Origin of the sequence: Novosphingobium sp. Chol11 (assembly GCF_900218065.1) — a bacterium.
Classification (GTDB): domain Bacteria; phylum Pseudomonadota; class Alphaproteobacteria; order Sphingomonadales; family Sphingomonadaceae; genus Sphingobium; species Sphingobium agri.
The window spans coordinates 1,555,940-1,574,843 of sequence record NZ_OBMU01000001.1; the positions used below are offsets into that span (position 1 = coordinate 1,555,940).

The following is an 18,904-nucleotide window of genomic DNA, read 5'->3' on the forward strand; positions in this document are numbered from 1 at the left end:
CCGCCAGCGCCTACAGTTTGGGCTCGCTCGGCAAAAGCGGCGCCGGCGCAGTCGCGGGCGGCATGAGCGCGGTCGGCCAAGCGGCTGCCGGAAGCGCCGCCGACGCCATCCTTTCCCCCTTGCGCAAGGCGGCCGCCAAGGGCGGCGAGACGATGAAGGCCAGTTTCCGCTCAGGCGCGCGCGCGGGCTTCGCCGCCACGGGCGGCACCATCACCGGCGGACCCGCGACCGCTGCCGCCGCGACCGGCGACACTTCCGCCACGTCCACGTCCGGCCCGCCCGCATGGGCGGCCGCGATGAAGCGCCGCCAGACCATGACTCACGGGGCGACCCTCGCCGCACACACGCTGAAGGCCGGCGACAGCCACGGCGGCGGCTCCGGCCCCGACATTCGGGAGAGAGACTGAGATGTTCCGACGCCCCTCCATCCGCTACGGCCACACGCCCGCATCCGTCACGCCCTACCAGGCCGCCCAGCAGGAATGGGACAGCCGCATGGGCCAGCCGGTCGTTCAGGGGAAGAACTGGCGGCTCGCCTTCTTTTGCGCAACGGCGCTGAACTTCGGGCTGACCGGCGGCCTGATCTGGCAATCGGCGCGCGGTCACATCGTCCCTTGGGTGGTGCAGGTCGACCGGCTGGGCGAAGCACAGGCGGTCGCTCCGGCCGAGTCCGGCTACCTTCCGACCGATCCGCAGATCGCGTTCCACCTCGCGCGCTTCATCGAGCAGGTCCGCTCGATCCCCGCCGATCCCGTCATCGTCCGCCAGAACTGGCTCAGGGCCTACGATTTCACGACCGATAAGGGCGCGCTGGCGCTCAACGACTACGCCCGCGCCAACGACCCGTTCACCCAGGTCGGCAAGGTGCAGGTCGCGGTGGACGTCTCCAGCGTCATCCGCGCTTCGCCCGACAGCTTCCGCGTGGCCTGGGTGGAGCGCCGCTATCAGGACGGCAGCCTCGCCGCGACCGAACGCTGGTCTGCGATCCTCACCGTCGTCGTCCAGCCGCCCCGCACGCCCGAGAGCCTGCGCAAGAATCCGCTCGGCGTCTTCGTCAACGCCCTCAACTGGTCAAAGGAGCTGTCGCAATGACGCCTTTCCGACGTTCCGCCTCGGCGGTCCTGCTCATGTCCGCTTCCGCCCTGGGCGGCTGCGCGACCACATCGGTCAAGCCGCCCGCCATCGCCTATGACAATCCGCCGCCTGAGATCGCCGCGACGCCCGCGCCGGAGCCGCCGAGACCCGTCGAGGTGGTCGCGATCCCCGAGCCGTTGCCGCTCCCCGGCCAGATGAAGCCTGTCGCCGCAACCGCTACGCCGCCCGAGCCGGCCGATCCTCGCACGCGCGTCGGCGCGGCCAACGCCGCCGCCCGCGTCCAGCCTGTGCGCGACGGCTTCCTCAACGCCATCCAGCAATATCCCTGGACCGATGGCGCGCTCTATCAGGTCTATACCGCGCCCGGCCAGGTGACGGACATCGCGCTTCAGGACGGCGAGCAACTTGTGGGCGCAGGCCCCGTCGCGGCCGGGGACACTGTGCGCTGGATCATCGGCGACACCACCAGCGGCAGCGGGCCGACGGCGCGCGTGCATATCCTCGTGAAGCCCACCCGGCCCGACCTGTCCACGAATCTCGTCATCAACACCGACCGGCGCACCTATCATTTGGAGCTGCGCGCGACGGCGGCGACCTACATGGCGTCGGTCTCGTGGACCTATCCGCATGATGCGCTGATCGCCTTGCAGGCACGCAACGCCGCAGCGGCCTCCGCCGCCCCGGCGGCGACCGGCGTGGACGTCTCCGCGCTCAATTTCCGCTACCGCATCGAGGGCGACCGCGCGCCGTGGAAACCGCTGCGCGCCTTCGACGACGGCCGGCAGGTGTTCATCGAGTTTCCGGCCGGGATCTCTCAGGGCGAGATGCCGCCGCTGTTCGTGACCGGCGCGGCCGGCGACGCCGAGCTGGTCAACTACCGCGTCCAGGGCCGCTACATGGTTGTCGACCGGCTGTTCGCCGCCGCCGAACTGCGCCTGGGCGACAAGCGCAGCGAACAGCACGTGCGGATCGTCCGCGACGATGGGCGACGGGGGCGGTGATGGCTGATCCCGTCGACACCCCGCCCGAGCCGGCTGCGCCGCAGCCCGCACGTTCCGACCCGCGCGCGTTCCAGCTCAGGGGCGACCCACCCCGCGTCATGCGACTGTCAAGGAAGGCGCTCGCCGTCGTGGGCGTGGCCGCGGGCCTCGGCATCGGCGGCTCGCTGATCTACGCGCTGAGGCCGGCTGGCGAGAAGCAGGCCAAGGAACTCTACAGCACCGAGAGCCGGCCAACGGCCGAGACCATCACCTCCGGCCCGAAGGACTATGCGCAGGCGCCGCGGCTTGGCCCGCCGCTCCCCGGCGACCTAGGCCGCCCGATCGTCTCGGCGCAGCAGCGTGGGCAGGATGTCCCTGTCCCGCCGATCGGGACACCGGGCGCGCAGCCTGATCCGCGCGCGCAGGCGGCCGAAGCCGCTCGCCAGCGCGCCCAGCAGGAACGCGATGCCGCGCGCACCAGTTCGGTCTTTCTCGGCAGCAATGCAGGCGGCGGGACAGGCGGCGGGACAGGCGGCGGGACCGCCGCCGCTCCGCAGGTCGCCGCGGCCGGAGAACCGCCCGCGCCGGCTGCAACGACCGCTCAGGGCGACCAGGCCGGCAAGCGCGCCTTCATGGCTCAGGCTTCAAACCAGCGCACGGTGAGCGTCGAGCGGCTTGCGGCCCCGGCATCGCCCAACATCGTGCAGGCCGGCAGCATCATCCCGGCCGCGCTCATCAACGGCGTCCGCTCCGACCTTCCGGGTCAGATCACCGCCCAGGTGACGCAGAACGTCTATGACAGCATCACCGGCCGTATCCTCCTCATCCCGCAAGGCGCGCGGCTGATCGGCGAATATGACAGCCAGATCGCCGCAGGGCAGACCCGCGTGCTGCTCGCCTGGGACCGGCTCATCATGCCGGACGGGCGCTCGATCGTTCTCGAGCGCCAGCCCGGCGCCGACGCGGCCGGCTTTGCCGGCTTGCAGGACAAGGTGGACCAGCATTGGGGCGGCGTGCTCAAGGCCGCGATGATCTCGACCCTGCTCGGCGTCGGGACCGAACTGGCCACCGACAATGACAGCGATCTCGTGCGCGCGCTCCGGCTCGGCACGCAGGACACCATCAACCAGGCCGGCCAGCAGATCGTCCAGCGTCAGCTCAACATCCAGCCTACGCTCACCATCCGGCCCGGCTATCCGCTGCGCGTGATCGTCACCCGCGATCTCGTGCTCGAACCTCTTGGAGCGACGCGATGACGAAGTTGAAACTAGGACCGCTTGCCGACGATCGGCCGGTGAAGCTCGCCGTGGAGCTGCCCGCCGCCGTCCATCGCGATCTTGTCGCCTATGCCGCAGCCCACGCAGCCGAGACGGGCGGCCAGCCCGCCGCGCCTGAGAAACTGGTCGCGCCCATGCTCGCCCGCTTCATGGAAACCGACCGCGGCTTTCGCCGCCACCGCACGCGGGCCGACTGACCCGCGCGAGCAGCGCGTCAATTTCCCATGAAGCGCTTGAAGCGGTCCCGGCCTTCCGCTTCGACGACGGCCTGTTCCGCGTTCGAGCATTCGTCCCCCCTGACCGAGCCGGCCGCGCAGCCCGCTACGATCTGGCGGGCTTCGTCGAGATGCGCCGCGAAATAGGGTTTGCCGCGCGGCTCGGTCGCGGCCTGCGGCAGCGGCCGTGGCAGGGCGGAGATCGCCGTTGGCGCGCTCGGCGCGACAATGATGGGGCGGAGCGTGAAGCCCGCGCCGAATCCGACGACCAGCGCGACGAGCACGGCGATCCATGCCTTTCCTTGGATCATGGCGGTTCCTTTCCCGATTGTTGAGCAGGCTGTGGCCCGGAGCCCGAGGGGAGCGAATATCGAGTGGCCACGAAATCGAGGAAACGACGCAGCACCGGGTTCTCGTTGTCGTCGCGCCAATAGCCGGAATAGCCGATGCGGCTGTGGCCGTTGGCTTCATGGATCTCGCGGAACAGGACGCCTGGCACCTGAATGCCGGCGGACGATTCCGCGAAGATTGCCAGGCGACCGCCGAGCGCGATGGAACTGATGACCGTATCCCGCCCGATGTCGTCCATGTCGATCTCGGGGGTGTAACCGGGGCTGCCCAGCTTCCCGAGTAGCAGGTTGCGCGTTTCAGGACCGGGATCGCGTTTGGTCAGAAGGAAGCGCTCGCCGGCGAGGTCTTGCCAATGGATGCGTTCGCGGGACGCCAGCGGATGACCTTCGGGCATCACCACCAGATGGCGCTCGCTCCAAAGCGGCCGACTTCCGATACCCGGATAGAGCCGTTCGCCGATCATGATCGCGATGTCGAGCAGACCGCTCTCAATGCCGGCCAGCAGCATGTCGCGATCCCGTTCGAAGCCCTGCACTCTGACAGCGGGAAAGCGTGCGCTGAAGTCGCTCAGCGTGGCGCGCAGGTTGCCGGCTGAGAAGGAGGTGTAAAAGCCTACCGCCAGCCGCCCGGTCTCACCCTTCTGAGTGGCTCGGACCCATTCGTTCAGCTCCTCAAACTCCTTCACAATCCGCTGGGCGGTGCGCAGGTAGGTCTTGCCGTTTGGCGTTAAGGTCGCCCCGCGCGTCCTGCGGTCGAATAGCGTTATCCCGAGCCGCTTCTCGACTTCGATGATGTGTCGGCTGAGGGTGGCCTGCTTTATGTTCATGTTGCGTGCCGCCCGACTAAAGCTGCCTGCCTGTGCTGCCGCGAGGAGGTAGCGAAGTTGGCGTAGTTCGATCATCCAGTTAATGCCGCCAGGCACCGCACAGCGTTTGAGCGAGGCGATGATTATCCGAGTTGGTCAGCCCTGGTCAGACCCAACCGATCGAGGTTTAGGGCCACAAAGTCCCAATCGATCGCGTTGCGGAGGATTTTATCCGCATAGTCGGGACGCGCATTGCGATAGTCGATATAATAGGCGTGCTCCCACACATCGAGGATGAGGAGCGGTGTCGCTCCGTGAGCCACCGGCGTATCCGCATCATGATAGGAAGTGACCTCAAGCTCGCCCTCTTTCAGATTGAGCGCGGCCCAACCGCTTGCGAAATGTCCGACAGCTTCCGCTTTCAGCTTCTCGATAAGGCCGTCAAGTGAACCGAAGCTCTCATTGATGAGACGCAGCAGCTCGCCGGTCGGCTCCTTTTTCTCCGGCGACAGGCCAAGCCAATAGAAGCTGTGGTTCCAGATCTGCCCGACCTGGTTGAACAGGCCCTTGGGGCCTCTGGCGGCCGTCAGCTCGATCAGTTCGACCAGCGATTTCCCCTGAAATTCGGAGTTGGCCGCCACCAGTTCATTCGCCTTCACGACATAGGCATTGTGATGCTTGCCATGGTGGAAATCGAAGGTCTCTGCCGAGATGATGTCTCCAAAAGCATCCTTCGCATAGGGCAGTGCAGGCAGTTCGAAAGCCATTACATTCTCCTCAGAGTGCAGGGTGGTTCACGATGATGAAATCAGATTGGTCACGATGGCGAGCAGCAGGATGATTGCCGGCAGGATCGCCCTTCCTGGGGCACGAAGCGCGAGAGCGCTCCCGATCATGCCTGCTGTGATCGCGATGGCGAGAGCGGTGCCCAGCGTGCGCGTTGGGGCCACGACCACCAATCCTGCGGTAACAAGCGCCAGGCCCGCAAGCGCGCGGCGAAACCGCTGCGAGTAACCCCGACGCCCGTAACGATCGCGAACGGGGGCAGCAGGAATCCCGTGCTTGATCGCTCCCACGGTGAGCGCGGCTCCAAGGAGCCACGAAGGGATTTGGCCGGCGCTCAATCTTCCTCGCCTTCCCAGGGATTTGTCTCGCGGGAAGGCAAAATAGGCCAGCGCTGGTGCCGCAGCGTGCTTCGTCCGGTAATCACCAGAAGGACGAGAACGACGCCCGGTATAATCGCGTGGACATATTCGCCATTGCGGATCAGCGTTCCCGCGGCCGCGCACATGACGAGCACACCGAGCACGGCTCCAAGAATGCGCGACTTGCGGACGAACAGGAGCGCAGCGGTGCCGAACTCCAGACCAGCCGTCACATAATGGAACCAGTCCGGGTAGCCCCACGTCGCATATTGCGCCTGGGTTCCTTCTGATGCCAGCAGATTGGTGACGCCGCCGATGACGAAGAACGCGCCCAGCAGCCACGCGAGGGCGGTGCGGAGGTGAGCCATCAGTTCCTCCGCTTGTCCAACGCAGGCGCTGTCAGCGCCACTGCGGTATTATCCGACTGCTGCGCGGTAAGTTGTCCGTTCTGCCAGCCGCCGCCAAGCGCCTTGAACAGATCGACCCGCGCGGAAGAAAGCCGCTGGATCGATCCGGCATAGGCACTGCGCGCGGACAGAAGATCAGCCTGCGCCACGAGCACGTCGAGATAGGCGACCGAACCGGCGCGATAGCGGAGATCCGCGAAGCGGTAGGCCTGCTCGGATCGCTCCTGCGCCTCGCGCAGCGCATCAAGCCGCTGCTGCTCGGTGGCGACCGTCGTCAACGCCTGCTCGACCTCCTTGAGCGCGGCCACGACCCGCCCATCGAAGGCCGCCAGCGATGCATCGCCCTGCGCCTCGGCCTGGCGGATCCGCGCGCGGGCAACAGCAATGTTGGGGAAGCTCCAGGAAATAAGCGGCCCCAGCGAGAAGGAGAAGGAGTCGCCGCCTCGCACGGTGTCGTTGCGGAAGAAATTGCCCGATCCGCCAAGGCTGATCCTCGGATAGAGATCGGCCGTCGCCACGCCGATCCGGGCGGTGTCGGCCGCAAGCTGCCGCTCGGCCTGCCGGATGTCCGGCCGCCGACGAAGCAGAGCCGCCCCGTCGCCGACCGGAAGTGCTGCCACAGGTTCCGGCGGCACCGAACAGGTCTGCGCGGCCTGGGGAACATCGCCGGGTGTCGTGCCGAGCAAGGCGGCCAACTCGAACAGCGCCACCTGCCGCTGCCCTTCGAGCGCCGGGATGGCCGAGCGCGCGGTAGCCGCAGCTGCGGCCGCCCGCTCGACATCGAGCTTGCCGACCGATCCGGCGCGTTCCTGTTCGGTGACGAGCCGGAGGCTGTCGCTGCTCGTCTTGTAGGATTGGCGGACCACGTCGAGCGCAAACGCAGAGGCGCAGGCGTTGAAATAGGCGCGGGTCGTCTCCGCCGCGACGGTGACACGCACCGCGTCGCGCGCCGCCTCCACTGCGTCCGCGTCGGCACGAGCGGCGGCGATGGCCCGGCCGACGCGACCGAACAGGTCGACTTCCCATGACAGCGACCCGCTGGCGAACTGCGACCATTGGGCATCGCCGAGATTGCTGGGGAAGCCCGTGGCGCCCGCACCCTGGACGCCGTCGCCATAGGTGACGCCACCATTGATGTTGGTCGAGGGCAGACGTCCAGCTCGGGCCTCGCCGAGCACCGCGCGTGCCTTGGCCAGATTGGCCGCGGCGACGCGCAGGTCGGTGTTGGCGGCGAACGCGCGTTCGATCAAACTATCGAGCGCGGGATCGCGGTAGAGCCGCCACCAGTCATCGGGGAGCGCCGCCGCCGGATCGAGGCCGGCTCCCTTGGTGACAAACGGCTCTGCCGACGCAACCGGGGTCGCGGGTCGCTCATAGTTGGGGCCAACGGCGCAGGCGGAGGCAAGAAGCGGCGCGAGGAGACCCAGGGGCTTGAGTTTACGCATGGACCAGCCCTCCTTCGGGCGCGGGCTTGTCTTGGGACGAGGCCTGACCTTCTGGGTCGACAGCGGCCTTGGGGCGGTGATCGCCGGCTATCAGCGTGTAGATCGTCGGCAGCACGAACAGCGTGAACAACGTGCCGACCAGCATCCCCATCACGACGACGATGCCGATCGCGAAGCGGCTGTTCGCGCCTGCGCCGGCCGCGAACAGTAGTGGCACGAGGCCGGCCACCATCGCCGCAGTGGTCATCAGCACGGGACGCATACGAACGGCGGCGGCATGACGGATCGCCTCTATCCGGCTCCACCCTTCCGAGTGCTGCATCTCGTTGGCGAAGGACACCATCAGGATACCGTGCTTGGAGATGAGCCCGATCAGCGTGACGAGGCCGATCTGCGTGTAGATGTTGAGCGTGGTGAAGCCGAGATAGAGCGGCACCAGCGCCCCACAGACCGCCAGCGGCACGGTGACGAGGATCACCAGCGGATCGCGGAAGCTCTCGAACTGCGCGGCGAGCACGAGGAAGATCACGATCAGCGCGAAGGCGAAGGAGATGGTGAGCTGGTTGCCCTCATGCACATATTGCCGGCTGTTGGAGAGCCAATCGACCGTCGTTCCAGGCGGCAGCGGCTGGCTATTCAGAAAATCGACCGCCTGGCCCATCGTCACGCCCGGCAGCAGCACCGCCGAAAGCGTCGCCGAGTTCATCTGGTTGAACTGCGGCAGCCGGTTGGGCTGCGGCCGGATTTCGACATGCGCCACCGTGGAGAGCGGCACCAGCTTGCCCGAAGCCGCCTTCACATAGAACTGCCCGAGATTGTCCGGGGTCAGCCGCCGGTCCTGCGGCACCTGGGCGATCACGTCATAGGAGCGGTCGTGCCAGTTGAAGCGGTTGACGTAGTTTTCGCCGACCAGAACTGCCAGCGTATCGGCGATCTCGGACATGGTGACGCCCATCTCGCCGGCCTTCTCGCGGTCGATGGTGACATGCGCCTCGGGGCTGTCAAAGGCGAGGTCGCTGTCGACGAAGGCGAACAGGCCGCTGCCCCACGCCGCGCCCTTGATCCCTTCGAGCGTCTTGTAGATCGCCGGGAAATCATCAGCCGAACGGATGACCATCTGCACCGGCAGGCCGCCGCTGCCGGCAGGTAACGGGCTGTCCTGGAAGGCGGTCGCATAGACCCCCGTGACGCCTGCCGTCCGACCGGCGAGTTCGGCCTGGATTTGATCGCCGTTGCGCGAACGCTCGGCCCAATCCTTCATCACGATGCCGCCGAAGCCGCCATTGGCGTTATTGTCGCCGCCGATGGCGAAGAAGCTCGCCGAAAATTCAGGGAACTGGTGGAAGATGCGCTCGACCTCGGCGCTGAACCGCGCCGTATAGTCGACATTGGCATATTGCGGCGCCTTCGTCTGAACGAAGACATAGCCCATGTCCTCCTGCGGGGCCAGTTCGCGCTTGGCGCCGGAGAACAGCACCACGATCACGGCGAGAACGGTGACACCGACGATCAGCACGGCCGCACGGGCGGCGAGTGTCTTGTCAAGCAGCCGCACATAGCCCTCGGTCGCCCGGTGCATGGTGCGCTCGACCGATTGCGCGAGCCTTCCTTCTCCCATTTTCGAGTGGAGCAGCTTGCCGCTCATCATCGGCGACAAGGTGAGCGCGATCACGCCTGAGACGATCACCGATCCTGCAAGGGTGAAGGCGAACTCGCGAAACAGGGCGCCGGTAAGACCGCCCATCAGGCCGATGGGAGCGTAGACGGCCGCGAGCGTGATCGTCATGGCGATGACCGGCCCGATGATCTCGCGAGCGCCGACCAAAGCGGCGTCCACGGGGGACAAGCCATCCTCGATATGGCGGTGGATATTCTCCACCACGACGATGGCGTCGTCAACGACGAGGCCGATCGCCAGCACCATCGCCAGCAGAGTCAGCAGGTTGAGCGAGAAGCCGAAGGCCAGCATCAGCGCCGCCGTGCCGAGCAGCGAGAGCGGGATGGTGACGACGGGGATGATGACCGCACGGAAGGTGCCGAGGAACAGGAAGATCACGACGATCACGATGACGATCGCTTCGATCAGGGTATGCTCGACCTCCTCGATGGAGGCATCGACGAACCGCGCGACATCAAACACGCTCGTTACCTTGAGACCGGGCGGCGCGACGCGCTGAATCTCGGGAAGCAGGGCCTTGATCGCGCTCACGATCTCAAGAGGATTGCCGTCGGGTGTCGGCGAGACAGCGATCGTCACGCCGGGCCGGCCGGAGGCGAGAAAGCTGCCGTCGTAATTCTGCCCGCCCAACTCGATCGTCGCCACGTCGCGCAGGCGCACGACACTATCCTGGCCGGTCTTGAGCACCATCTGGCGGAACGCCTCGACGTCGCGCAGATCGGTTGACGCGGTGATGTTGATAGCGGTGTTCGATCCCTTGAGCTGCCCGGGTGCTGCCTGAACGTTATTGGCCCTCAACGCATTCGCCACGTCGCTTGCCGTGAGGCCGCGCGCGGCGAGCTTCACCGGATCGACCCAGATACGCATGGCGAGCGGCGCGCCGCCGGTGATCGTCGCCGAGGCGACGCCCGGCACCGAGGTTATGAGCGGCTGTGCGACCCGCGTCGCGAAATCGGCCATCTGCGAGGCGGAAAGCGTTTCGCTCGCGAAGGCGATATACTGGATCGCCGAAGCACCATCCGTGATCTTGGCAATGACAGGATCGGTCACGCCCGCAGGCAGGCGGTATTTGACCTGCTGCACCTTGGCGAGGATCTCGGTCATCGAGCGGTCGGCATTGGCGTTGAGCACCAGCTTCGCCCCGATGTGGCTCTTGCCCTGACTCGATGTGGAGGTGAGATATTCGATGCCGTTGGCAGTTGCGATGGCCTGGCTGATCGGCGTGGTGACGAAGCCCTGCATCACGTCCTGCGACGCACCGGGAAGGGCCGTGTCGATAGTGATCGTAGCGCTCTGCATCGACGGATATTGCCGGATAGGCAGGCTGAACGTGGCGCTCAGGCCCACGAGCAGGATGAGCAGGCTGACGACGATCGACAGGATCGGGCGGCGGATGAAGATATCGGTGAAGGCCATGTCAGCGCACTCCCGCAGACACGAGCCGCGACACCTTGACCTCGGCGCCCGGCTGGACGCGAAGCTGGCCTTCCGAGACCACGACGTCGCCGGGCTTGAGGCCCTTGTCGATCACGACATCGTTGCCGATGCGCCGCCCTGTCTGGACCGGAACGATCTCGGCCTTGCCGCCCTTGCGGGCATTGCCGCCGCGGATGACGATCACGCTGTCGCCTTGCGGCGAGGTCTGGATCGCGGTCGCCGGCACGGTGAGCGCGCCTTGCTGGGGCGGCAGGACGAGCGAGGCCGTCACATACATGCCGGGTCGCAACGCGCGGTCGGGATTGGCGAGGATCGCCTGCACGGTGACGTTGCGCGTGTCCTCGCCGATCTTGGGTTCGACCGCGTTGACGCGCGCGGTGAAGGTCCGGCCCGGATAGGCGTCGCTGGTGACGGAAACGGTCGATCCCGGCTTCAGGCTCGCCAATTGCTGCTGGGGCAAGGCGAACTCGACATAGAGCGAATCAAGCGCCGTGAGGGTGGCGATGGGATCGCCGGGATTGAGATACTGGCCGAGATTGATGCGGCGAATGCCGATCTCGCCGGAAAAGGGCGCGCGGACCTGCTTCTGGACCAGCCGCGCGTCGATCTGGCGCACGGCGGCCACAGCCTGATCGCGCTCGGCGCGGCGCTGCTGCAACAGTTCGCGCGGCTCCGCGCCGGTCGGGGCAAGCTGCTCGGAACGAGCGAGCTGGATGCCCGTAAAATTGGCTCTCGCCTGAGCGGCCTGCCGATCGGCGCGTTCGGGTCCGTCGAAAAGCTGAACCAGCAGCGCGCCGGTGCCCACCTGGGAACCGGCGGTGAAATTGATGGCCGACACCCGCCCGGCGGTTTCGGGCGAAAGCGTCACCTCGCGCACAGCCGTAAGCGTGCCGACCGCATCGAGCGTCGAGGGCACTTCGCGTGCGCTCACGAGGGTCGCAGCGACGGGCACCGCCTGCTGCTGCCAGCCTTGCCCCTGACCGCTCCGCAGCGTGCGCCAGAGGAACAAGCCGCCAAGAAGCACGACCAGGACGATGACGGTAATGATGATCGTGCGAGGCTGGGGACGCGCCGAGCGATCGCGCTCTGGGATGTCGTGAACGGAGTCGGTCATGATACCCTCTCCCGGCTGACGAACAGCGGGGCCGAGAAGTGCATTGACTTCAGGCACCCCGTCTCGCGCAGTGGAGGGCTGGAATCGAGTAACGCGGGCAGGCGGAACAGCATATTACGGATTTCCTTCGGGGGTTTCTGTCGCTCACGGTCATGCGCGCCGAGCACATCATTGAGGGCGGCCACAGAGGCACCTATGTGGTCCGGCGCTATGTCCATTGAGCTGTCGTTCGATCGGTCGCCGCCGGGTTCCGGCCTCAATCTCACGGCGAGACCGATAGCGTCTTGAGCGTCGCTACAATCACGGCCGCTCGCGTCCGAGAAACGCTGCGCGAGCGGTTCCGAACCTTGGAGCGCTCCGGTGAGGACGGAGCTGGTTTCCGATCCAAACTCCCCGATGCCCTGTTTCGCGAGAAACAGTCGCGCAGACAGCAGCAATCGAGGGTCTAGCTCATCCCATTCGCTGTGCTCGGGCCGGGAGCCGGACCTGCCGGCACTCCACATGGCGACACAGCGCAGCGCCTCAAGCTGAGGATGAGCAAGGGGCCTTGCAACGCTGCGATCGAACAAGATCCGCAAAAGGCATCTGTTGTTTTCAGCTTTTGCGACCCGCCGACGATGGCGGGCATCGTCGACGCCGATCAGCAGCGCCGTTCGCTCAAGCTCGGTGAGAACCGGAAGGCCGTTCATGCCGAACAAACCTCCGCCCGCGCCGCATCGCGGTGGACACGGAGCATGGAAAGTGGGCCTGCCAGCCATACCCGGTTGCGTGGGGTTTTCTCACCAGGGCGGCGCAAATGGCTGACAGGCCGGCGAAAGCCGGCAACAGCAAGGGGGCATCTACTGCCGTTGCACGGCTTCCACCAAAGACGAGACGACGGCATCCATTTGGTGCGCCTTATGCCGCGTCGGTCCCGTTTCCCGAGATCAACAGACTTGGCCTCGGAGCGGGCCGGATCGGGCAGTCTCGTCTTCGTTTCGCACAATGAGATCATGTCGGCTTCGCATTGGTGGGCTCCGCCTGTGAGGCTTGCGGAAAAGGGCCGACTCACTTACTACAACCTCAACAATAGTTGAGGTCAAGGGATTTCTGCCGTGAGGGATCAGCATCAGACGCTCACCGTCGGGGACGTCGCGAAGCGCAGCGGCGTGGCGATCTCCACTATCCATTTCTATGAATCGAAAGGTCTAATCGAGAGCTGGCGATCGCCCGGGAATCAAAGACGCTATCCGCGGCAGATACTGCGCAGAATCGCAATCATTCGGATTGCGCAACGGGTGGGCCTTCCGCTTGCCCTCGTAAAGGAGCATCTTGATCGGTTTCCGACGGGGCCGATTTCAAAACGTCAATGGCACCAATTGACTCAAGACTGGCGCGCCATGCTCGATGAACGGATCACCAGCCTTACGCAGCTTCGCGATCAGTTGGGAAACTGCATTGGCGGCGGCTGTCTTTCTCTCAAGGAGTGCCCGTTGCGTAATCCCGACGATACCTTGGGGCAAGAGGGCTCAGGAGCGCGACTGCTGACTGAAGGGAAGGAGGGCAAAACTCCGCAGGCAGTATAAAGGAGCAGCTCCGAAGGCCAAGCGATCGTGCTCAAGAGAGACGACGGCAATTATCTCCCGATACACCCCCCAAATCTGCCGGACTTCCCTATTCGTTGCCGCTATTTCGCACCTGAGCTTACAAACGACACTATTGCCGGGTTGATATCTTTTCTGACCGTCCATTGATCGAGCAAAGTAGATGCCTCGACATCCGATAGGGCGACCACACGGGCCACTTTATGATGGTGCGACGCTCCCCATCGTCCGCTCAAGCCGCTAGAGCTTCCGTCTCTCCTGGCTGCACCACAGGTGTCAGGAATCGGATAAGCGCCGCCTTTCGCGAACCGCGATCAAGGGCATAATGGGTATGGGACAGCACGGCCCCATTCAACAATGCCTGAATATAGCCCGACACCGTATCGGCGGCCATAACGAGCGCCGCATCGAGCGTATGCACATAGCGGCTCGTGATCGAACCCGAGGAATGGCCGAGCAACGCCGCGATGGTGATCTCGGTGAAGCCCAGATCGTTCGCGAGGCTGGCGAAGCTGTGCCGCAGCACATGCGCGGTGAGGTCCGCCAGTTCCGTCCCGCCGAAAATCTTCTCCCAATGCCGCGGGAAGCTGCCGAACGGCCCGTCCGCGTTCCTCTCGCCCGGAAACACATAGGGGCTGTCGCCGTCCATATCCCGTTCGTCGAAATAGTCCGCGATGGGCAAGCCCATCGGGCGAACGGATTGGCCCTCCTTCGTATCCTCGAAGCGGAAGGCGCTTCCTACTGTGTCGATCTCGGCCTTTCGCACCTCGATGATCTCGCCGCGACGGCAGCCCGACATGGCGATCAGCCGGATGATGTCGACGGTGCGCGTATAGCGTTCGTCCTCGGCCGCTTTGGCGAGGATGCGGCCGAGCGTCCGATACTCGTCCTCGTTCAGGCGACGCTTCCGCACCACGTCCTTGGGCTTGCGGACACCGTGAGCGGGATTGTTCTCGATGATACCCAACTCGTCCCGCGCATAGGTGAAGATGCCGCCCAGCAGGCCGACCGTGCGGCTCGCCGCCCCAAGGCCACCCCGGACAATGGATTTGCCGCGCAGCTTCTTCGTCTTCTCCGTGGAGCGCGTCTTGCCAGCCATGATGTCCTTCATCATCGCCGTCACGTCCGCCTTGGTGACGTGCGTGACGCGCTTCGAGCCGAGCAGCGGAATGATGTGGCGCGTGATCCGGCCAAGATCGGTGATCTTGGTGCTGGCCTTCTTGGGCCGGCCGCCCTTGCCGAGAACCCGGCCGGCTTCCAGTTCCGCCATATACAGTTCGCACAGTTCCTTGACCGAGATCGCCTTGCGGGCGCTATTCCGATCTTCGAGCGGATCGTTGCCTTTGGCGACGTCGGCCAACGCCTGGATCGCCAGCGTCCGCGCCTGTTCGGCGGTGACGGTGCCGTGGCGACCGAGTTTCATCCGGCGCCGCACATTGTTGGCGTTACGGTAATCGACAAAATAGGTCCGCGTGCCGGAGGGCAGCACGAACACGCCGAAGCCCTTCAGATCGCTGCACCAAACGGTATATTGCCGGTCACGCGGATCGGCTTTGTCGACGACGGTTTTCGTCAGCTTTGGCATATGCACCTCGCTAGAGCGGGTCCAGAAAACTCACCAAAAACTCACCAGCAGATCGAAAACTGTGGGGTGTTTTTGCGTAGTCTGGAATACCCTTGTTGTCAAGAAATCTATGTAGAAACAGAGACTTAGGGTGCCCTAGCGTTGGATTGAAAAGCCTAGCGTAGCGTTGTAGTTCTAGCTCCGAAGGCAAAGGCCGCACGTTCGAATCGTGCTGGGTGCGCCATTTTTCAATCACTTAGCAGGTTCCTTTTTGGCTTCGGCCAAATATGTGTGCGGTTATGTGTATGCTACCCCTAATTTCGGCGGTTGAAAGCTTCCAGAGCCTCGCCTTGAAAATCGGGATGATGATGCGCGTAAAGCTCGGTCGTGCGGCTGTCTGAGTGGTCGAGCCAGCCCCCGATCTGGAACAGCGGCACTCCCTTCTGCGCGAGCCAGGTGCCGCAGGTATGACGCAACGTGTGTGGAGTGACGCCTGACAGTTTGGCGTTCTTGCAGGCGGTGCCGAAGCTCCCGCTCTTGCCGTCGCCAATGTCGATGATGCGCCGTCCCTTGTCGTGGATCACATAGCCCAGATCACCATGCCGCCGCTTGTGCGCGAGTCGCAGGAAGGTGAGCAGCCGATTCGGAATGGGCTGGCGACCACGGCGCTTGCTGGTCTGCCCCTTCACCTTTCCTTCATCGCTGTGCTTGCGGAAGTCGATCAGCTTGTTTTTCAGATCCACTTGCGGCCAGCGCAGATCAAGGATCGCCTGCTTGCGCTTGCCGGTATAGAGGCCCAGCACAATGAATAGCGGCAGATAGAAGCGCACATCACTGCGCCCCGTTCGCGCCGCATTCAGCAAAGCCGCCGCTTCCGCACGGGTAAGCCAGCGATCCTTGCTGTCGGGCTTGTCCGGGAGCCATACCGGAACGGGCCGGGTCAGTACTCCTTCGCTGTGGGCATAGTTGATGGCGGCGCGCATGGTGGATAGTTCCCGGCGCACGGTGGCGACCGCCTTCCCCCTCTCCTTCTGGTAGCGCTGGCAGGTGCCTTTCGTGATGCCATCGACCATGACGCCAAGCCAGAACGGGACAAGCGCCTTGACCGCCTGCTTGATCCGCACCGGGTCAGCCGCCGTGTCCGCGTGATGCTCGACATAATAGGCGAGTGCGTCGGTCACTAGGAGTTGGCTCGGTTCTCGCGGCCCGGAAACTCTTTGACGCTGCCGCTCTGCGATGAACTGCGCGAGGGCCTGTTCTGCGTCCCGCACATCTGCATGACCAGTCGAGCGCTTTCGTGGGCGTCCCTGCTCATACCACTGGATATAGAAGCAGCCCCTCTCCTCGATCCACTTGAGGTAGGCGCCGCGATTCGGTCTTGGCATTTCGTTTCCTTTGCGCCCTGTATGAACGCGACCACATCATCATGCTCGTATAGATATGCCTTGCCCAGACGGACGGCGGGAAGCCCCCGCGCTCGCATGGTGCGGACGGTGCGAGGCGACGGAAGCCCGAAGTCCTGCGCAATCTGCTCGGCGGTCATCAGCCTGGTCATCCCCTACCTCCCCTCTGTGTCGGAGAGAGCGGCGGTGAGCATGGCTTGCCAGATTTCCATGGCATCGGTGCCGCTGATGTTGCAGCATCCAACGGGGCCTGTGTAATCCACGGCATGGCTAATCATCGCCTCTGTGGGATTGTTCAACTCGGTGAGCGCGGCGGCGGCGAGGCGCTGTGCTAATGCCCATTGCCGCGTCTGGCGCGCGAAGTCCTGATTATTCACCGGACCCTCCATCTCGTCATAGATGGCGCGGGCGATCCTCTCCACCATGCTATCCATTCTGCTTCTCCTGTTCCTGGAGAAAGGCGCGAAGCCGTGCGGCAGATGGTGCTACATGCCCGTTATATTCGCGGAATGTCTCGCCATCTTCGATGCCAGCTTCAAACTCAGCCAGTCGGTCAATTAGGAAGCGCGCCTCTGCTTCTAGCGCGGCTGCGCCTTCCCCCTCCTGCGTATCGGTCTGCGAGTGGGCGCGACAAGGCGTATACATGCAGCCCTGATGGCGCTTGCACGATCCGACATGGCAACGCTCCCATGCCTCGCCCTGCACCGGGGGCGGGGATGCTTGGGGATGGGCGGCTGCGTATTCGTTCATCCGACGCGCCCAATCTATGCAACCGGGGCAGTTATCGACATGTGCGAGCGTAAGGCTTGGATCCATGATGTGCGGCACTGGCTTATTCGATGTCATGGCTTGAAACTCCCGTCTGCGAGAACAAGCATCCATCCCCACGACCAAGTTTCCTCCTCACGGATCGGGCCACCGATGAGATGCCCCTCCAACTTTTTCACGAGGCTGGGCGCGGCATAGAAGCCTTTTGGGGCCACGCCATATTTCGCCTCAGCTTCGACCCACGCCTTGCGCATGGCGGCGGCTACCGTTTCGGGGTTAAAGTCGCTCACTCCCCGCTCTCCTTCGTTTCGGTGGATGGTGGAGTGGGTGCCGCTGCTAAAAGCGCCTTCCATGCGTCGCGCATCTGCCGGTCGTCGGCCTCGTCGCAACAGGTCGCGTCCAGCATTGCTTGCGTGATCTCGACAGGCACAAGCCGCCAGCCCTCCCGTGGCTGTTCGGGGAGGGGGTGGGCGTATAGCCGCGGCATTCATCTTGGGGGCCCTGCTCTGCCTGCCCCTGGCTTACTGCGAGGGCAAATCGGCCGGCAAACTGGCGTCCGCCAACACTAACCTGGAAGCATCGCTGAAGGTGCAGCAGGCCGCACAGAAGGTCGAGCGCGCTGCCACACTGGCCGACATGGCTCGCCGCGCCAAAACTCGCGAGCAAATCACCGAACTCAGGGAGATCGTCCGTGAAAATGGCACTGATGCTGTTGCTGGCCCCGGCGTTACCGCTGTGCTTGACCGGCTGCGGCGAGACGCGCGTTGAGCGGATCGTTCCGCCACCTGAACGCCTGACCTGCGCTGCTCAGCCATCCCCTCCTTCGGGGAACACTGACCGCGAGATAGCGAGCTTCATCGTGGATCTGGTTGAAGCCGGGCAGGACTGCCGGGATGCGCTGGCGTGGATCAAGGATTGGTCGAAACAGCCTTGAAGCCGTTAGGGAATGGGCTCTTAGCCTAGATCCCAATTGGCCTTCAGCCCTGCCAGATGATCGGCCTGCTGGTGATAGCCCTCCTCCACCAGTGCATCGATAACCATCTGCACCTCTTGCGGGTGGATGGGTTGGCCCTTCTCGATCTGCTCCAACAAGGCTTGATATTCCCGGATGACGGGGTCTCTGCCATATTGGATGATGTCTAGCTGGCTCATGCCCCTTGTTCGGGGAATGTTCTGATTCGGGCAAGGGGTGACGGTCTTTCCCGTCTGTCAGCCTTGCGATGGATCGGCCTAGGCTGGCTGGTATACTGCTGCCATCACTCAGTGCGCTTACCAGGCGCTGCGGCCATCAGATGAAGCCTGACCCGCGTATTGTTAGAGCGCCCTTTTACCTCCCCTGTGAGAGAAAGGGAATCCCTTATGCGAATGGATCGCGCCAATAAAGCGCGGCAACATTGAAATACGGCCCCTGATCACGCAACCTGAAACTCTGCGATTTAGCCCATCCGGGGCGACGGAAGCGATACATCTTGTTCGGGTCAAAGCCCTCTGTATAGCCGCCTCTGAGCGAGTCCAAGACCATGTGGTATCCAGCAGGGAGGCCAAGCACCTCGCGCGTCGTTTCCAGCTTCTGGCCTTCCTCGGCAGACTGCTGCGGGCGATCGCGCCGGAGTAGCTTCTTGATTGCGAGGATCATG

Annotated in this window: 24 protein-coding genes and 2 pseudogenes; 8 read left to right on the top strand and 18 right to left on the bottom strand. The window is 64.4% G+C overall.

All coding sequences use genetic code 11. The annotated features are described in order from the left end of the window. The 5 genes and pseudogenes from NCHOL11_RS18520 to NCHOL11_RS07735 all read left to right on the top strand — a co-directional run. Positions 1-407, top strand: a pseudogene (locus tag NCHOL11_RS18520) (P-type conjugative transfer protein TrbL); the annotation flags it as partial. A gap of 1 nt (position 408) precedes the next feature. Further along, positions 409-1,092: a conjugal transfer protein TrbF gene (trbF, locus tag NCHOL11_RS07720; protein ID WP_097091773.1), complete on the top strand. Its 684-nt coding sequence runs from the start codon at positions 409-411 to the stop codon at positions 1,090-1,092. Then, on the top strand, positions 1,089-2,096 hold the full coding sequence (trbG, locus tag NCHOL11_RS07725) for a P-type conjugative transfer protein TrbG (RefSeq protein WP_097091774.1): 1,008 nt from the start codon (positions 1,089-1,091) through the stop codon (positions 2,094-2,096). Before trbF ends, trbG begins: the two co-directional genes overlap by 4 nt. Further along, the gene (locus NCHOL11_RS07730; protein WP_097091775.1) at positions 2,096-3,331 is read left to right on the top strand and encodes a TrbI/VirB10 family protein; all 1,236 of its coding nucleotides are present in this window, start codon (positions 2,096-2,098) and stop codon (positions 3,329-3,331) included. The genes trbG and NCHOL11_RS07730 overlap by 1 nt, the downstream gene beginning before the upstream one ends. Then, a complete protein-coding gene (locus NCHOL11_RS07735) occupies positions 3,328-3,549 on the top strand; it encodes a DUF2274 domain-containing protein (RefSeq protein ID WP_097091776.1) in 222 nt (73 codons plus the stop codon). The genes NCHOL11_RS07730 and NCHOL11_RS07735 overlap by 4 nt, the downstream gene beginning before the upstream one ends. A gap of 17 nt (positions 3,550-3,566) precedes the next feature. Here NCHOL11_RS07735 and NCHOL11_RS07740 read toward each other — a convergent pair whose 3' ends face one another. Genes NCHOL11_RS07740 through NCHOL11_RS07780 form a run of 9 tightly spaced genes read right to left on the bottom strand, consistent with a single transcriptional unit; the run spans position 3,567 to position 12,638 of the window. Continuing rightward, positions 3,567-3,878, bottom strand: coding sequence for a hypothetical protein (locus NCHOL11_RS07740; protein ID WP_097091777.1), 312 nt, complete (start codon positions 3,876-3,878; stop codon positions 3,567-3,569). Continuing rightward, positions 3,875-4,819: a LysR family transcriptional regulator gene (locus tag NCHOL11_RS07745; protein WP_097091779.1), complete on the bottom strand. Its 945-nt coding sequence runs from the start codon at positions 4,817-4,819 to the stop codon at positions 3,875-3,877. Before NCHOL11_RS07745 ends, NCHOL11_RS07740 begins: the two co-directional genes overlap by 4 nt. 47 nt (positions 4,820-4,866) lie before the next feature. Then, positions 4,867-5,490, bottom strand: a complete 624-nt coding sequence (locus tag NCHOL11_RS07750; RefSeq protein WP_097091780.1) for a superoxide dismutase — start codon at positions 5,488-5,490, stop codon at positions 4,867-4,869. Between the two features lie 27 nt (positions 5,491-5,517). Further along, entirely contained in the window at positions 5,518-5,847 is a 330-nt protein-coding gene (locus NCHOL11_RS07755) for a DoxX family protein (RefSeq protein ID WP_097091781.1), read from the bottom strand. Then, complete coding sequence (locus tag NCHOL11_RS07760) at positions 5,844-6,236, bottom strand: DoxX family protein (RefSeq protein ID WP_097091783.1); 393 nt, start codon at positions 6,234-6,236, stop codon at positions 5,844-5,846. The genes NCHOL11_RS07755 and NCHOL11_RS07760 overlap by 4 nt, the downstream gene beginning before the upstream one ends. Next, entirely contained in the window at positions 6,236-7,720 is a 1,485-nt protein-coding gene (locus tag NCHOL11_RS07765) for an efflux transporter outer membrane subunit (RefSeq protein WP_097091784.1), read from the bottom strand. Before NCHOL11_RS07765 ends, NCHOL11_RS07760 begins: the two co-directional genes overlap by 1 nt. Beyond that, a complete protein-coding gene (locus NCHOL11_RS07770) occupies positions 7,713-10,814 on the bottom strand; it encodes an efflux RND transporter permease subunit (protein ID WP_097091785.1) in 3,102 nt (1,033 codons plus the stop codon). Before NCHOL11_RS07770 ends, NCHOL11_RS07765 begins: the two co-directional genes overlap by 8 nt. Position 10,815: 1 nt before the next feature. Then, complete coding sequence (locus tag NCHOL11_RS07775) at positions 10,816-11,949, bottom strand: efflux RND transporter periplasmic adaptor subunit (protein ID WP_097091786.1); 1,134 nt, start codon at positions 11,947-11,949, stop codon at positions 10,816-10,818. Then, positions 11,946-12,638 (bottom strand): hypothetical protein, encoded by a 693-nt coding sequence (locus tag NCHOL11_RS07780; RefSeq protein ID WP_097091787.1) that lies wholly within the window; start codon positions 12,636-12,638, stop codon positions 11,946-11,948. The genes NCHOL11_RS07775 and NCHOL11_RS07780 overlap by 4 nt, the downstream gene beginning before the upstream one ends. 405 nt (positions 12,639-13,043) lie before the next feature. Between NCHOL11_RS07780 and soxR the strand changes: the two genes are divergently transcribed. Next, positions 13,044-13,514: a redox-sensitive transcriptional activator SoxR gene (soxR, locus tag NCHOL11_RS07785; protein ID WP_255254743.1), complete on the top strand. Its 471-nt coding sequence runs from the start codon at positions 13,044-13,046 to the stop codon at positions 13,512-13,514. A 250-nt stretch (positions 13,515-13,764) separates the two neighbouring features. Here the strand turns inward: soxR and NCHOL11_RS07790 are convergent, their stop codons facing one another. The 7 genes and pseudogenes from NCHOL11_RS07790 to NCHOL11_RS18035 form a co-directional block, all read right to left on the bottom strand. Further along, complete coding sequence (locus NCHOL11_RS07790; RefSeq protein ID WP_097091791.1) at positions 13,765-15,117, bottom strand: tyrosine-type recombinase/integrase; 1,353 nt, start codon at positions 15,115-15,117, stop codon at positions 13,765-13,767. 293 nt (positions 15,118-15,410) lie between these two features. Next, on the bottom strand, positions 15,411-16,481 hold the full coding sequence (locus NCHOL11_RS07795) for a tyrosine-type recombinase/integrase (protein WP_097091793.1): 1,071 nt from the start codon (positions 16,479-16,481) through the stop codon (positions 15,411-15,413). A 26-nt stretch (positions 16,482-16,507) separates the two neighbouring features. Then, positions 16,508-16,651 (bottom strand): annotated as a pseudogene (locus tag NCHOL11_RS18785) (helix-turn-helix domain-containing protein); the annotation flags it as partial. A gap of 3 nt (positions 16,652-16,654) precedes the next feature. Continuing rightward, positions 16,655-16,933 carry a hypothetical protein gene (locus NCHOL11_RS07800; RefSeq protein WP_141397824.1) on the bottom strand — a complete coding sequence of 93 codons (279 nt, stop codon included), beginning with the start codon at positions 16,931-16,933 and terminating at the stop codon, positions 16,655-16,657. Continuing rightward, a complete protein-coding gene (locus tag NCHOL11_RS18030) occupies positions 16,926-17,249 on the bottom strand; it encodes a hypothetical protein (protein ID WP_217991050.1) in 324 nt (107 codons plus the stop codon). The genes NCHOL11_RS07800 and NCHOL11_RS18030 overlap by 8 nt, the downstream gene beginning before the upstream one ends. A gap of 92 nt (positions 17,250-17,341) precedes the next feature. Next, entirely contained in the window at positions 17,342-17,557 is a 216-nt protein-coding gene (locus NCHOL11_RS07805) for a hypothetical protein (protein WP_141397826.1), read from the bottom strand. Next, positions 17,554-17,754 (bottom strand): hypothetical protein, encoded by a 201-nt coding sequence (locus NCHOL11_RS18035; RefSeq protein WP_141397827.1) that lies wholly within the window; start codon positions 17,752-17,754, stop codon positions 17,554-17,556. The genes NCHOL11_RS07805 and NCHOL11_RS18035 overlap by 4 nt, the downstream gene beginning before the upstream one ends. A 5-nt stretch (positions 17,755-17,759) precedes the next feature. Here NCHOL11_RS18035 and NCHOL11_RS07810 point away from each other — a divergent pair, with 5 nt between their 5' ends. After that, complete coding sequence (locus NCHOL11_RS07810; RefSeq protein WP_097091798.1) at positions 17,760-18,035, top strand: hypothetical protein; 276 nt, start codon at positions 17,760-17,762, stop codon at positions 18,033-18,035. Next, complete coding sequence (gene lysC, locus NCHOL11_RS18865; protein ID WP_441339494.1) at positions 17,974-18,201, top strand: Rz1-like lysis system protein LysC; 228 nt, start codon at positions 17,974-17,976, stop codon at positions 18,199-18,201. Before NCHOL11_RS07810 ends, lysC begins: the two co-directional genes overlap by 62 nt. 20 nt (positions 18,202-18,221) lie before the next feature. Here lysC and NCHOL11_RS07815 read toward each other — a convergent pair whose 3' ends face one another. Further along, complete coding sequence (locus NCHOL11_RS07815; protein WP_097091799.1) at positions 18,222-18,419, bottom strand: hypothetical protein; 198 nt, start codon at positions 18,417-18,419, stop codon at positions 18,222-18,224. 205 nt (positions 18,420-18,624) lie between these two features. Beyond that, complete coding sequence (locus NCHOL11_RS07820) at positions 18,625-18,903, bottom strand: hypothetical protein (RefSeq protein WP_097091801.1); 279 nt, start codon at positions 18,901-18,903, stop codon at positions 18,625-18,627. Between the last annotated feature and the right edge of the window lies 1 nt (position 18,904).